Below are 13,740 nucleotides of genomic sequence, written 5' to 3'. Positions count from 1 at the left end.
TCCTTAGAGTCCTAATTTTTTCTTCAGTACAGGAACATATTGCCGTGAAATGTGCACCTTCTCGCCGTTCTGAAGTAGCGCCTCAAGCTTCCCGTAAGGCACCGGGCTTACCGACTTAATTTTCGCTATATTGAGGATGATAGATTTGGACGCCCTGAAAAAATCGCCCTGTTCATATTCCGCTTCCAGCTCGTAAAGCTTCAGCCTGGACTCATAGATCTTCTCCCGGCAGTAAATAAATACTTTGTGATCCACCGCCTCAAAATAAAAAACATCACCCGGATGAAGCACGTGCATTTGCAAATCCGTCATGCCGATCAGCTGCTTTTTGGAGGTTGTTTTGATGGAAAATATCAGCTTTAACAATGCTTCATCCGGTTCGTGGCACCTAAGAATAATCTCCGGTTCACAGCCTTCGGGAATATCCTCAATCGTAATTTTCACCCTGCATCCCCTCCTGCACTTCTTCTTACCTCCACAGTATATTTTTCCGGAATCCCTTATACAATGGGTTTTTCGTAAGCTGCAATGTACAGACAATAAGCTACAGCAGCGCGCATTTATGGTGCCGGGCAAGCAAAAAAGAACGGCATCACTGCCGTTCTTTCCGCTCACTATGGATTCTGTTTTGTTCCAGTTCTCAGCCTGCAGAGCAAGCCCAGCGGCTTCTCCTGAACCTTCTATAGCCGAAGGATATTGGGCGAGTGCGAGATAACGGCCAGCAGCAGATTCACGGTCATGAACACCGCTATCCACCACATTCTTGTGGGGTAGAGCATCCAGGAATAGACAGACTAAACATTCCTTGTGTCACGACTAATCCCGAAAACATTAATCACAAGATTTTCACTCGACCCAATTTGGAATATGATGTCCAAAGTAGCTTGCCAACTTGCCCATTTCGGTCATAACACATTTGATCCCAACTTCAGTCCGGAACCAATTGACCTTGGAGATACCTGTTTTATCGATAACGGGTGCCACTCTAAACTCTGTTTCCCTGGGGAAAACAGTCTGATAGGTTAACAGGACTCTACGGGCATGATAGTTCTTACACACCAAGATTACTTTCCGCGGATGAATTCCGGCTTGCTGCAGTACATCCCATGAGAAGCTTGCATTTTGAAAAGTGTTGGCCGCCCTGTCCTCTTTTAGGATAGCCGTAACAGGTACGGCCAAGGCAGTACCCGTGTTCCGCAGGAACTCCCATTCGGTGATTTCCAGATGGGGATTCCGGCCGCCCGACGGAAGAATCCGCGGAGCCAGACCCTGATGATATAATGCTGCTGCCCTCTCCATTAATTGAGGATGGCTGCCGCCGGGGATCATAATAAGATCCGCCGGCTGCATGACCGTCTCAAAGAACATAAACTCTGTAATACAGTCAAAAGGATATTCCACAGACTTCCTCCGTTCTAGCCAAGCACACTGCGCAGATACCTTCCGGTATGTGATGCCTCCACCTTTGCGACCTGCTCGGGCGTGCCTTCTGCGACGACATAGCCGCCGCCGTTGCCGCCTTCCGGTCCCATGTCGATGATATAGTCGGCTGACTTCATTACATCCAGATGATGCTCGATGACGATGACGGAATGTCCGCCGTCCACCAGCTTGTTCAGCGCAACCAGCAGCTTCTGGATATCAGCGAGATGGAGGCCTGTTGTCGGTTCGTCCAGTATATATAGGTTATGGGCACCTTTTTTGATCTTGGCCAGCTCATTAGAGAGCTTCACCCGCTGTGCTTCCCCGCCTGAGAGAGTGGTTGAGCTCTGGCCGAGCGTCAAATAGCCAAGTCCAAGCTCATTCATGATCCCCAGCTTGTGTTTGAGGTATCTGTGGTCTGCGAAAAAGCCGGCAGCCTCCTCTACCGTCATTTCCAGCACTTCCGCGATTGATTTGCCATGCAGCTTGATTTCAAGACCTTCCTCCGAGAAACGGTTACCTTTGCATACCGGACAGATGGTTTCGATATCGGCCATGAACTGCAGGCTCGTGACAATGATGCCATCGCCCGCGCAATGCTCGCACCGGGTACCATTCGCATGGGTCAGACTGAAATCAATCGGCTGATAGCCGCGCTCCACCGCCTCCGGCTGTAAGGCGAACAGGTCGCGGATTTTATCATAAATTCCGATGTAGGTGGCCGGATTGGATTTGCTGTTGCGCCCGATCGGCGTCTGATCGATGTTGATCACATGGTTCAGCAGATCGGCACCGAACACATAATCATGTTCGCCGGCCACAATCCGCGCGCCTGTTTTGTCGATTTTGAGCTGCTTCGAGAGGATCTCATTGATCATTGAGCTTTTCCCGGAGCCGGATACTCCGGTAATGCAGATGAACACATTCAGCGGAATATCCAGATCCACATTCTTGAGATTATTCTCCCGCGCCCCTTGGATTGATAAGAAGTGATCCCCGAGGTTCCGCCGCTGCTTGGGCACAGGAATACTCGCCCGCCCTGACAGATATTGGCCTGTAACCGATTCTGTCTCACTCATGATATCCTCCAGCGTCCCGCTGGCGACGATGTTGCCGCCATGAATTCCCGGGCCCGGCCCGATTTCAATGATATGGTCGGCACTGCCGATGGTGTCCATGTCATGCTCAACCACAATGATCGTATTGCCGAGATCACGCAGCTTTTTCATCGTCTCAATGACCCTGCCGGAATCGCGGGGATGCAGCCCGATGCTCGGCTCATCCATAATATAGAGCATGCCCATCAGCTCACTGCTGATCTGGGTGGACATTTTGATCCGCTGCATCTCCCCGCCGGAAATACTGTCACTTCGTCTGCCCAGGTTGATGTAATGCAGCCCGATTTCGATCAGCAGGCTGATTCGCGTATGCAGCTCACGGACAATCGTCTCGGCCACATCCCGGACCTCCGGTTCAAAGGTGAGCGATTCCAGAAACTCCAGCAGCTCATGCAGCTGCATCCGGCTTAGCTGATCAATATTCTTCTCCCCGACCGTAACCTGCAGCCGCTGCTTCTTCAGCCGGGCGCCGCCGCATTCCGGGCAGACCTTCTCAATCATGCAGTCCTTGATAAAGGTCGGTTCGAACGCCTCTGTCGTGGATGACTTGCGGATATAATGCTTGTACCAGCTCTCCATTTCATGCACGAATCCTCCAAAGGGCCGGTCGCGTCCGGTGAGCCAATTCTTTTTCTGCGAAAAGGGCGGCTGCAGCATCGGAACCAGCTCGCCTTTGCTGCCGAAGAAGAGCAGCTCATGGACCTCCTTGGGCAGCTCGTGAAACGGCGTATCTAAGTCGAAGCCATATTTCTGGGACAGGCTGTACATCAGCACCGTACGATAGCTGTCTTTGCCGGCGGTGTTAAACACCGTGTTCTTGAGAGCGCCCTTATTAATGCTCTTCTCCGGTGCAACCACCAGAAAATGCGGCTCCACCACATAAGACATTCCCACCCCAAGACAAGTATGGCAGGCACTGGCCGGCGTATTGAAGGAGAAATGGAACGGCTGCATATCGCACAGGAAGAAGTGATGCTCCGGACAGGCAAAATGCTGGTAGAACTCTTCCTCTACCCCGCCAATAACCTCCACCTTAATCATAATATCCTCATCGAGCGCAAGAATCGCCGCTTCTATCGACTTGGTAAGCTGTATGTAGGTGTCCGGTTTTAAGCTGATCCGGTCGATAACAATTTCAATCCTATATGCCTTGCTCTCATCCAGATCCAGCTCATCCCCCAGTGAGACGTGTTCACCATCAATTAACAGATGCTTAAAACCCTTTTCCCGCAGCTGCTGAAAGGTATAGCTATACTCTTCCCCGTATATTTTATACACCGGCGCGCGCAGCTCAATGACCGTGCCTTCCGGCAAGCCGGTAATATGCTCGGCAATCTGGGCCGCGGACAGCTGGCGCAGCGGTTTGCTGCACTCCGGACAATGGCCAGTGCCCGCCGTAGCGAATAGCAGCCGCAGATAATCATTGGTATCAGTTACCGTTCCCACCGTGGAGCGGGGATTGTGATTGCCTTTTTTCTGCTCAATCGCGATGACCGGGGACAGGCCCCGTACATAATCGACTTTAGCCTTTTTTACCTGGCTGATCCGGCTTTTGGCAAAGTTTGAAATAGAATCGAGAAACCTCCGCTGACCCTCGCCATAGATTACATCAAACGCCAGCGAGGATTTGCCGGAACCGGACACTCCGGTAATGACAGTCAGCTTATCACGCGGAATCTCGACTGACACATTCTTGAGATTATTCTGCCTGGCCCCCGAGATTTCTATCGTCGTTCGAACGGACATGTGCTTATTCCCCCTCAGTTATGGAATATACAAGAAGCCGATTTCTTCAACAGCCGGTTTGCTTTTGGAGGTGATGCGGATGGTCTGGGAGACCTTCTCCAGGATTCCCTTCTCCGCCATGTACTCCAGAATGTTAATCAGATAATGCCCCTGCATGTGAAAATGCTTCGCCAGCATGGTTACCGTCTTCATCTGCTGATCGGCCATGAATTCAAGTACCGGACGGCTGATCACGTCAAGATGACGCTCCAGGACCTGTCCGATCTCCCGGATTCCCTTCCAGAGCTCGTCTTCACTTAACCGGCGCGACAGCGGGTCCTGATAAAAAGGGGCCATCTGCTCCGGCGAACGCTTCAGCACCTTGAGGACTGATTCACGGATCGGCGGCTCACCGGCGGCGCACAGCTCCATCGCGGCGATGTGATCCGCAGCCTTGACCAGAAAAAACTGGGCATACAACGGGTCCTTGCGCACTGTCAGCCATTTTTGGCATTTGTGGTAGATGTCAATCAGCTCACAGGAGCGCCATAAGAGGGACAGCGCAATATCCTGACTGCCCAGCCGCTTAAACTCTTCGAAATAGGCATAAAGGCTGTCATCGGAGGTATAGACCATCTGTCCTTTGGCAAAAAAAGACTGCGGCATCGAGCCGCCGACCAGCCGGTCAAAACCCCGCTTAAATCCGCTCCGGTCAAACAATTGGACATTGATCGTGATTCCATCCTCAACCAGGCAGTAGGCGTTCTGTTGCAGCGTCTGATCGCGCACGATCAGGCCCATGTCGATGTCGCTTTTCTCCCAGACGGTATCATAAGCCAGGCTGCCGCACACAATGACGGCAATGACGTTCGGATCACTCCTTACCCTGCCGACAAAACTCTCCGTTGCCTCCCTGTAACGTTCCTGCAGCTCCAGCAGTACACTATCCTCCATATCTCTGCTTTTCCTCCATCCGCTTCATATGATTGAAATCGCTTGCCCTTTCCAGAGCCTGTGGTAAAATTATACACCTCACCCATTTCCCAAAACCGGACAGTAATTGCTGAAACAGGAGGTATCATGGATCATTACTTGCTGGAAACCATTAACCGGACCACGGATTTCATTGAAGACCATCTGCTGGAACCGCTCTGTCTTGACGATATATCGGAGTATGTCAATGTCTCCAAATTCCATCTGCTGCGTATCTGGAAAGGTGCTACGGCAACGGGGCTGATGGAGTATGTCCGCAGAAGGCGGATTGCCATGTCGCTTGGCGATTTGCTGAACCAGCGGAGCAGCATTGAATTTATTTCCGGCAAATACGGCTTCAGCTGTGAGCGGACCTACAACCGGACGTTCAAGGACGAATACAATATTACCCCGGCCAAATGGCGCAAATCCCCTTCGCCCCTGAACATCCTCGACCGCTTCAACGCCGACTTTATGAGCCGGGCGGGAGAAGGGCTGGTTTTTTTTCGCTCGATCAGCGTTGTGCCTTCCTTCTCGATTGCCGGCCCTGAATATACCATCGGTGCAGGCCAAAAAAACACCGAACCTGATGCAGCCAGGCTCGGCGTTGATTTTTTTACCGGTGAACGGCATCGGATTCTGAACCCGGTGGAAAAGGATGTGTATATCGGATTTACAGCCGTTCCCGAACCCTTCAGCGGTACTACCTTTTACCAGCCTTCCCTGCAAATCAACCGCAGCAGCATCGTCCCGCCGGATATGAATATCAGGCATACAAAGCCGCATAAATACGGTGTGTTCACCTATATCGGCCTCCATCGTCCAGAAGAGATTTCCGCACAATCCTTAAGCGCTATATGGAAGTATATCTTTGAAATCTGGATGCCGACCGTACAGTTTAATCTGGAGGAGAAATTCAGCTTCGAATCGGTCAACTACGCCAAGGGCAATAAGCATTACTGTGAATGCGACTTGTATTTTCCGATTTCGGGACTTTAACGCGTTGGCAGCTGCCCGAATACATACAACACAAACCAAGCCCTGTGGATCAGAGCTTGGTTTGTTAACATCCTATAATAGCTTGAAACAACAGTTTACTCTATATACGCCTTGGCAAAAACCGAATATTTGCTGCCTGTTCCAGCGGCAATATGAATCGTCTCCATCGTACCCTCAATCAGTTTGCGGATATCATCCACCGTTCCTTTTTCAGCATAGATGAAGCCTACCCTGCAGCCCAATTGCTCAAGACAACCGACGCTTTGAAAGTCAAAAGACTCCATCCGCCTTACTATCGATTGAGCGATGGTATAAAGTTCATCCCGGCCCGCTTGGACAAATACAATAAATTCATCACCATGAGCCCGTCCCAGGCATGCACGTTCCCTATAACCCTCAAGACTCTCTCTGATGATTTCGTAGCAAGCCACAATGACCTGATCCCCCACATCAAAGCCGTATACATCATTAACATGCTTGAAGTGGCGGATATCAAACCGCATGACCGCTACAGCGTCATTGTCTGCGCAAACCGATAGCAGCTCCGAGGTAGATTCCAGAAAAACTTCCAGATTGGGCATGTTTTTTTTGAGTTCATGTACACTTTGCTGCGTCATATGTAACAGTTCAAATGAATTGCCGATCAGAACCCCCTCCTTTTCAAGTAATGTAATTAACCTGTCGATTTGAACTTTCTTCTGCAGCTGCGCATTCATATGGCTTGTAATTTCAATCCGTTTGTTTATGAGCTGATTGACCAAATCTTCACTGCGGACAGGACCTGCAAGCACAGCCTTAATCTCAGCAAGCGAGAATTCCAGATTTTTAAGAATAAGAATCCAGTGAAGTAATTGTCCTTGTTCTTCATCATAGAAACGGTACCCGGTCATAGGGTCAATAGCTGACGGCTTGAGCAGCCCGATCTCATCGTAATGGCGCAGCATTTTTGTAGTAACCTGATTCATTTCCGCAAATTCACTTATCTTCACTACCGTTCCTCCATATCAAGGCTTCCGGCCGGAACAGCCCTAACCCCAGCATAAACCTTCCTGTTACGTCAAAGTCAACTCTAAAAACACCTACCGCATTGGGCAGGTGCTTTTGGATTGATTATGAATTATGACTTCCGTACGGGCCTAATATACTTCCAAAACCGCTCCGGATTATGATAAAAGTAAATTAACCTGCCGGGGGAAGTATCAAAGCAGTAACCGGTGCCTGCATAATCAAAAGTTGCCATTGTCTTTTCCATCTTTTCCTCCACACTGCGGTTTTCCTGCTCATAATCGAATGGCCCGTGTTCAAAAACAATATACTCGGCTTCGGGAACATCAATCATAAGCATTTGTGGTGGTACTTCGCCATCATAATCAACAGGAAGTCGGACACCATAACACTCTGTACGTAGAATACCCCAATCGCAGAGTCTGCCGTCCGGATCAATAATGTACGCCATGATTTGACCGTTGCTGCTGTTAGATTCGCTCCCGCCATCATCATCCAATTTGCCCTTGATACTATCAAGTAAGCCGCAAATGGTTTCGCAGTCCTGCCCCGGAATAAGACTTTGTTTTTGCCAAAAATCCCAATACCCATTACTCTCATAGTTTTTAATGTGTAAAAATTTGTGTGCAGGTATGGTCACAAAATAAATTTTAACATCAGCTGTAGATTTCATCATACCAATCTCTCCAAATCCGAAAAAGTAGCGGTCGAAAGGGTTTATTTTGGTTCGAAGTACAACAGGCTTAGGCTTTTTACGGTATTCACTTGGAGCTACACCATACGTTCCCTTGAAAGCTCTGGTAAAAGCTTCATGTGATGAGAAACCATAATCAAAAGCAATATCCAAAATGCTTTTTTCGCTATCCCGCACCTCTTTTAGCGCAAAGGCTAATTTTCGATGCCGCAGATAATCCTTAAATTGCATTCCCGATATTTCTTTGAATTTTCTTGTTGTATGAAATTCGGAATAACCCAGCTTGCGGGAGAGAAACCGTAGTGTTATGGCTTCACAGTTATGATGTTTAATACATACGTCAATTTCATCAACGATAATTTGGATTTGCTTGTGCCACTCGTACATTAATCCGCTCACCCCGTTCCATCCGCCCTATAATCAGTATAGAGAAATGGAAATCGCATTACTTGATTTTACTTGCGGAAAAGACTTTTTTTAGTGGATTAAGACTTCCGTTTGTCGGCGGCTTTTTTAATATTTTCTGCAGCTCTGAATTTAACGATCCGGCTGATCAAATCATAAGGCAGCGGCTGATCCAGGGGGAATTGGACAGAGCCCTTCGCTCCTTTATATATGGACAGCTCATCATGAAAAGCTTCAATCCCCTGCGGGGCCGGATAGAATCCGATGTGCTTTTTAAATGCCGCAAAGTGCACCAGATTGCCATGCAGCTCAAAAGTGGGCATCTGATAGCTGATCTTCTCTTTCGCTTCAGGCGCCGCCTCATGAATCACTTGTCTTACCCTCTCAAGCAGGTCTTGTACCTCAGGTGCTGCTTTGGCAATATAATCGTCAATGGATTCGTACGTGATTTTGTTTTCCATTCTGTCATCCTCCTGCTCACTTTTTATCAAAGTTTCAATACACTCGTCGCTCATGGATCATGGCCCGTTATCCTTATTTGCGGTTTGAGTCTATAATAACATTTATGATTCTGCCTTTTGGCCGGTTATTCTCGTTCGGGTACCCTAAGGCATTATTAACGAACCAACAGCCGTTGCTCTTATACGAATGATTAAGGTGGACATGACCGGAACACCATACCTTGCCATCTATTTGGCTGAAATATCCGGAACCGTTAAAATAATAACATCCGCTTATTGGATCACCAGCATGCTCCGCCGAAATCTGCGACCAATCCGGGCTCACATGCGTGATAATAACGTCACTGTCATGGATAATCCTGTCCAGCTTCTCTTTCTGCTCCAAAAAAAACTCTATCGGGCGCCGCGGCGAACCAATCGTATAATTGCGGTCATTCATTTGATTCGCCCAAATATCCAGCATATAGTTAAGGCTTCTCCCCAATACATTCGTTCCATAAGAGAAATCGTACCACATTCCGACTCCCCCATATCGAACGCCATCCCACTCAAAGATGTCCCCTTCCAGGTAATGAACACCCTCTATACCGGAAGCTAACGACTTCATTTCTGACCAGCGGTTCATTGAAGTCTGCAGCTTATAACGAACTTTGCTGTTCACCAGATAGTAATCATGATTTCCTGCAACGACCAGTATGTGCGCGTAGAAACGTTTGAGTGAGCGCAGCATCTCATCATTTTGCTTGTTAAAGTGTCCCAGATCCCCGGCAATTACAAGGACATGCGACATTTCCTGAGGGAGCAGGCTCTCCACAAAACTATCAATTTCCCGCAAATTATCTTCTAGTGTCGGCCCCTTACGCTTAAGCCAGAAATCCAGGTGAATATCAGAGATAAGATCAAAATGAATCATGGTGGCGTGCTCCTTTGAGAGAAAGTACTAGTGCGCGCAATAATGAATATACTAGATCTCTTACTTCTTCTTAATCAAAGCTATCTCCCGCTCATAGCGCCCGATATATTCCTCAACTGTGACCTTACCGCTTAACTCGGCAATAAGCTCGTAAGGGATGTTGCTGACCTTTTTGAAGCGGATACAGGATTTGCCCATATCGAGCTTAGTGGGAACAGCCTTCGGATACTCTTCCTGGAACCAGGCCAGCAGCTCCGGATTCATATAAATGCCCATATGGTACAGCGCAATATAATTTTTCTGGGAAGCAATGCTTATGAAGGGCAGCGGTTCTTCCGGCTTCACATGATAACCCGGCGGATAGAGATGATGCGGGACAACATAGGCGATCATTCCATAGGCCATCGTCTCCTCAAACCCGCTTGGCAGATTCTGCTTAACCGTTAGCCTAAGCTTCTCAATGGCAGCCTTACGTTCTTCCGGCAGCTGACTGATATAATCCTCGGGACTGTTTGCGGTGTATTCCATGCTTGTTCCTCCCCGGTAAAGTTAAGGTTTGTAATGTAATACGGTCCAGCACAGCTTAATAATTCAGCAGGCGTCCGTTGTCATGCCATTGGCCATACATTTTGTTGTCTTTAGTGTTAGTAATGAATTTGTCTAATCGGCTGTTGAATAGCTCCGACTGATGTTTATAGCTCTGTATGGTGTCGATCCGAATTCTTGAATACAGATCAGGAAACGCCAGAAAGTTCTCATATACCTGCCTGTCCTCCTGTAGCCTTTGTTCGATGATAGAATCTATTTTGAAAGACCCGTGATCCATAGCAGGAAGTACCTTTCTTCCTTCCTCGGTCATTAAGCCCAGCTTTTCGAGCCGACGGACACGTTCCTTGTTTAATTCCGTCCAAGAGCTTCTTTTGCTTCTGGGAGACAATCTCTGCACCAGCTCGGTTTCTGAACTTTTCTTTTTGACACCATCGATCCAGCCGAAGCACAAAGCTTCTTCGACCGCGTCCAGATACAGCAGCGTACCCAGGGCCGGTGTCATACAGACTGCTACATAGCAGGATTTCTCTGTCTTACAATTTTCCTGCAGCCAGCTTCTTAGATCTGCTCTCGATGTTACAGTAATTAGATTTTCCAACTCCATGAAGGCCATTCACTCCTTTCTACCCGATGAGTGTTATCCTCTCTCATAGGGTTTAAACGTTAGCTTGCAACGGACTAAGATGCACCTTTTTTGGACTCGACATACATACTTCCATAATATCAAATCAAGCCCATTCCCCAAATGAAATTGCCGCAAAATAAAACTACAAACAGAAAAAGAGCCGACTTCCTGCGCACAGAAATATCGGCCCCCTACGTCTTACTTGATTAAATTCAACTTAAACTGCCTGCACAGGCCCCTGATACAGATAAAGGATAAGGTCGTTCATCGTGGATGCATGGCCCAGCTGGCGCAGCATGGTAGTAATATTGCCCCTATGGTAGGTCCCGTGATTGACCACCTGCAGCACAATTTCCGCTAAGCTCGTCTGACGGGCGCCGATGTAAGGATTATTTAGCTGGATGGTCTGCTCCAAATCGGCGTGCCTGCTGAACCACTCTCTGTACTGCTCTGTTAACTCGGCAAAAATATCGGCGTATTCGTCCACAGAATTCAGGATAGTCCCATTCAGCGCAAAAGTTGCCTGCAGCGCCTCCGGCATACCCGTGCCGGTCAGCACCAGATACCACATTTTATCCACCGCATAAATATGACTCAGAGCATGGGCAACAGAGGGAAAAGAACTTCCTACTTCTTGACTCAGCACAGCGGACGGGAGTTCCTTGATTCTACCCAGGATCGTCTGGTTGGCCCAGGTATGGTAATCAAACATTTGCTCCGGATAATTCATTCGTAATGTCTCCTTTGGATTGGCAGTAGATTTGAAGTTGTTGTTGCTGATTTCATAATAAAAAAAGAAGTTTGACAACAGCGTGTCATACTTCTTCATAATGTTTGAGTGTTTTCATTAGCTGCTCTTTTAGGATCCCCCGCAGTGCAGGCGGTTCGAGCACTTCGGCGCCGCTGCCAAAACCCATCAGAATACTCCAAAGCCATCGTGCCTGCAGCGGCCGGCAGACAGGAATCCGCAGCGTCATGCTTCCATCGGGATGAAACTGCCTATCCATCTGGTGAAACTGGTCCAGCGCCTCCGCGATCGCCTCCGGCCCCACCCGGACCACTACCTCCTCCAATTGGTCCTGTCCGCCTCTGTCTACAGATTCAGATTCGTCCGGAAGATCCGTATGCGGCTCGAAGGTTGCGCCGGTCAGCTGTAAATCCAGCAACCGTGACAGCCGGAACTCCCGGTAATCCCGCCGGGTCCGGCAGTACCCGTAGATATACCAGTTGCGATACTTGAAATGAAGCCGCAACGGCTCCATTTCACGGGTCGAGCGTTCATTCTGGGCATTGATATAATCAAAGCGGACGATATTCCGCCCGGTAATGGCCGTGCGTAAATACCGGAGCGCGTCCTGCTCCGTCCGGCGGGTATCAAAGTCTACGGTCAGACTCGCAGTCTGATGCTCCTCCCCGATTGTCTGCAGCCGTTCGATGGTCCCCTGGGCACGTTCGTCATCAAACACGGTCGATAGGCTGCTGAGCACGGTAATCAGGGAATTGACATCGTACGCACTCAGCAGGCTTTTATCCATTTTGTAGCCGTCCATCATACCGTATCCGCCCTTCATTCCCTGATACGATACGACCGGGAAGCCCGCTGCACAGATTACATCGATATCCCGGTAGATGGTTCTCGGGGAAACCTGGTACTCCTCTGCCAGCCTGGAAGCCGATAATACTTCGTGATTCAGCAACTTGTAGATGATAGAGATTAATCGCTCTAATTTCATGTGTGATCCCCGCCTGTTAGTCTATTTCAGTTAGTATTCCAGCCATTTGAGACAAAGCGGTATAAAGTCAGCATAGTCATCAAGGGCACGGATCGTACGGATAACCTCGCTTATCCCCAGCTGCCGCTCCGCCTCATCCGTGACTTCCAGACCAAGAGAACGCCTCAGGCTATAGTCCAGCCAATCCAGCTTCCCCTGATAGCCGAGGTTCAGCACATCTGTCCAGTTCCCGGTGACCTTTCCTCCCTGACTCGTGTAAGCACGAATCACGGTCTGGAAAGCCTCCTCGCTTGCCTCTCCGGCTTCAAAACCACTCCAGTACAATGCCACCTCGAGCAGCTCCTGCATCGGATGAACCGTCCCGGCGGCTTCCCAGTCAATGATGAGCGGAATCCCGCTTCTGTCCCATAATACATTTTTGGGATCCAGATCCCTGTGGCTGATTACCCGGTTGTCCTGTAAAAGCTCAGCTGCGCCATTGGCCAGTTTCTCGTAGACTTGCAGCTTCGCCAAGCTATTGTTCAGCAAGTCCGAATGTGACAGCTGCTGCTGCTCCGCACTGTGCGAATAATCTCGCCAAGGCACTGCCGAGGGAATAAACTCTTCCTGCTGCTGACCGGCAAGAAGTGAAGAGAAATCAATGTTATGAATATCCGCCAGTACCCGGCCTATCTGTGTACAGCAGTCCATATCCACTGCTCCGGCAGGTAACGCTTTGCCCACAATCCACGGAAACAGCAAATAATACTGGCCTTGGACCTCATGCATGCAGCTGCCTTGAGACTGGATGGCCGGAAGTGCGTTTATGCCCTGAGATCTTGCCAGGTTTGCCACCTTTTCGGCAAAAATAATGTTGCCCATCGCTGCAGGGCGCAGCATAATCTGCGGATTAAGTGCTTTTACGGCATATTCGGCTTGACCGGTCACTATCCGGTACATCTTGTGCAGGAATCCGCCGGACACCGGTTCGGGTGCTTCCGTTAACTGTCCAAGACCGTATTTCATGCACAGCTGCGGGAAATCCAATATGTAATTTACAGGTTCCATTATTCTATTATCCCTTCGGAGTTAGCGGAATGTAAGACGGATATTAACTTTCTTGCTGATCAGTTTTAACAT

General features: G+C 49.0%; 14 protein-coding genes. 1 reads left to right on the top strand and 13 read right to left on the bottom strand.

Features of this window, described 5'->3' with window-relative positions; all coding sequences use genetic code 11:
• Positions 1 to 3: 3 nt before the first annotated feature.
• The 4 genes from QU597_RS10120 to QU597_RS10105 all read right to left on the bottom strand — a co-directional run bounded on the left by QU597_RS10120 (position 4) and on the right by QU597_RS10105 (position 5,219).
• Positions 4 to 444, bottom strand: a complete 441-nt coding sequence (locus QU597_RS10120; protein ID WP_310832519.1) for a LytTR family DNA-binding domain-containing protein — start codon at positions 442 to 444, stop codon at positions 4 to 6.
• 402 nt (positions 445 to 846) lie between these two features.
• Positions 847 to 1,401, bottom strand: a complete 555-nt coding sequence (locus QU597_RS10115) for a YdcF family protein (protein WP_310832518.1) — start codon at positions 1,399 to 1,401, stop codon at positions 847 to 849.
• A 14-nt stretch (positions 1,402 to 1,415) separates the two neighbouring features.
• Complete coding sequence (uvrA, locus tag QU597_RS10110; protein WP_310832516.1) at positions 1,416 to 4,286, bottom strand: excinuclease ABC subunit UvrA; 2,871 nt, start codon at positions 4,284 to 4,286, stop codon at positions 1,416 to 1,418.
• Positions 4,287 to 4,304: 18 nt separating this feature from the next.
• Positions 4,305 to 5,219, bottom strand: a complete 915-nt coding sequence (locus QU597_RS10105) for a nucleotidyltransferase domain-containing protein (protein WP_310832515.1) — start codon at positions 5,217 to 5,219, stop codon at positions 4,305 to 4,307.
• A gap of 126 nt (positions 5,220 to 5,345) precedes the next feature.
• On the opposite strand from QU597_RS10105, the gene QU597_RS10100 reads away from it, so the two are divergent.
• Positions 5,346 to 6,236 carry a helix-turn-helix domain-containing protein gene (locus QU597_RS10100; protein WP_310832514.1) on the top strand — a complete coding sequence of 297 codons (891 nt, stop codon included), beginning with the start codon at positions 5,346 to 5,348 and terminating at the stop codon, positions 6,234 to 6,236.
• A gap of 95 nt (positions 6,237 to 6,331) precedes the next feature.
• Here QU597_RS10100 and QU597_RS10095 read toward each other — a convergent pair whose 3' ends face one another.
• From QU597_RS10095 to QU597_RS10055, 9 genes are all read right to left on the bottom strand, one after another.
• On the bottom strand, positions 6,332 to 7,225 hold the full coding sequence (locus QU597_RS10095; RefSeq protein ID WP_310832513.1) for a diguanylate cyclase domain-containing protein: 894 nt from the start codon (positions 7,223 to 7,225) through the stop codon (positions 6,332 to 6,334).
• 128 nt (positions 7,226 to 7,353) lie between these two features.
• The gene (locus QU597_RS10090) at positions 7,354 to 8,334 is read right to left on the bottom strand and encodes a helix-turn-helix transcriptional regulator (protein ID WP_310832512.1); all 981 of its coding nucleotides are present in this window, start codon (positions 8,332 to 8,334) and stop codon (positions 7,354 to 7,356) included.
• Positions 8,335 to 8,420: 86 nt separating this feature from the next.
• Positions 8,421 to 8,801, bottom strand: coding sequence for an iron chaperone (locus tag QU597_RS10085; protein ID WP_310832511.1), 381 nt, complete (start codon positions 8,799 to 8,801; stop codon positions 8,421 to 8,423).
• 73 nt (positions 8,802 to 8,874) lie between these two features.
• Positions 8,875 to 9,714: a metallophosphoesterase family protein gene (locus QU597_RS10080; protein ID WP_310832510.1), complete on the bottom strand. Its 840-nt coding sequence runs from the start codon at positions 9,712 to 9,714 to the stop codon at positions 8,875 to 8,877.
• Between the two features lie 60 nt (positions 9,715 to 9,774).
• Positions 9,775 to 10,242, bottom strand: coding sequence for a DUF1801 domain-containing protein (locus QU597_RS10075; RefSeq protein ID WP_310832509.1), 468 nt, complete (start codon positions 10,240 to 10,242; stop codon positions 9,775 to 9,777).
• Between the two features lie 55 nt (positions 10,243 to 10,297).
• Positions 10,298 to 10,867 carry a YdeI/OmpD-associated family protein gene (locus tag QU597_RS10070; RefSeq protein ID WP_310832508.1) on the bottom strand — a complete coding sequence of 190 codons (570 nt, stop codon included), beginning with the start codon at positions 10,865 to 10,867 and terminating at the stop codon, positions 10,298 to 10,300.
• Positions 10,868 to 11,105: 238 nt separating this feature from the next.
• Complete coding sequence (locus QU597_RS10065; protein WP_310832507.1) at positions 11,106 to 11,618, bottom strand: DinB family protein; 513 nt, start codon at positions 11,616 to 11,618, stop codon at positions 11,106 to 11,108.
• Positions 11,619 to 11,703: 85 nt separating this feature from the next.
• Positions 11,704 to 12,621 carry a helix-turn-helix transcriptional regulator gene (locus tag QU597_RS10060; protein WP_310832506.1) on the bottom strand — a complete coding sequence of 306 codons (918 nt, stop codon included), beginning with the start codon at positions 12,619 to 12,621 and terminating at the stop codon, positions 11,704 to 11,706.
• 30 nt (positions 12,622 to 12,651) lie between these two features.
• Positions 12,652 to 13,668, bottom strand: coding sequence for a phosphotransferase family protein (locus tag QU597_RS10055; protein WP_310832505.1), 1,017 nt, complete (start codon positions 13,666 to 13,668; stop codon positions 12,652 to 12,654).
• Positions 13,669 to 13,740 lie beyond the last annotated feature (72 nt).

Source organism: Paenibacillus pedocola, assembly GCF_031599675.1.
Classification (GTDB): Bacteria; Bacillota; Bacilli; order Paenibacillales; family Paenibacillaceae; genus Paenibacillus_AQ; species Paenibacillus_AQ pedocola.
This window is presented reverse-complemented; position numbering and strand designations above follow the sequence as displayed.

Bases quoted from the DNA above. Each gene is read 5' to 3' on its own strand.
- uvrA (WP_310832516.1), bottom strand. From the start codon at position 4,286: ATGTCCGTTCGAACGACGATAGAAATCTCGGGGGCCAGGCAGAATAAT.
- QU597_RS10105 (WP_310832515.1), bottom strand. From the start codon at position 5,219: ATGGAGGATAGTGTACTGCTGGAGCTGCAGGAACGTTACAGGGAGGCA.
- QU597_RS10100 (WP_310832514.1), top strand. From the start codon at position 5,346: ATGGATCATTACTTGCTGGAAACCATTAACCGGACCACGGATTTCATT.
- QU597_RS10085 (WP_310832511.1), bottom strand. From the start codon at position 8,801: ATGGAAAACAAAATCACGTACGAATCCATTGACGATTATATTGCCAAA.
- QU597_RS10080 (WP_310832510.1), bottom strand. From the start codon at position 9,714: ATGATTCATTTTGATCTTATCTCTGATATTCACCTGGATTTCTGGCTT.
- QU597_RS10075 (WP_310832509.1), bottom strand. From the start codon at position 10,242: ATGGAATACACCGCAAACAGTCCCGAGGATTATATCAGTCAGCTGCCG.
- QU597_RS10070 (WP_310832508.1), bottom strand. From the start codon at position 10,867: ATGGAGTTGGAAAATCTAATTACTGTAACATCGAGAGCAGATCTAAGA.
- QU597_RS10065 (WP_310832507.1), bottom strand. From the start codon at position 11,618: ATGAATTATCCGGAGCAAATGTTTGATTACCATACCTGGGCCAACCAG.
- QU597_RS10060 (WP_310832506.1), bottom strand. From the start codon at position 12,621: ATGAAATTAGAGCGATTAATCTCTATCATCTACAAGTTGCTGAATCAC.
- QU597_RS10055 (WP_310832505.1), bottom strand. From the start codon at position 13,668: ATGGAACCTGTAAATTACATATTGGATTTCCCGCAGCTGTGCATGAAA.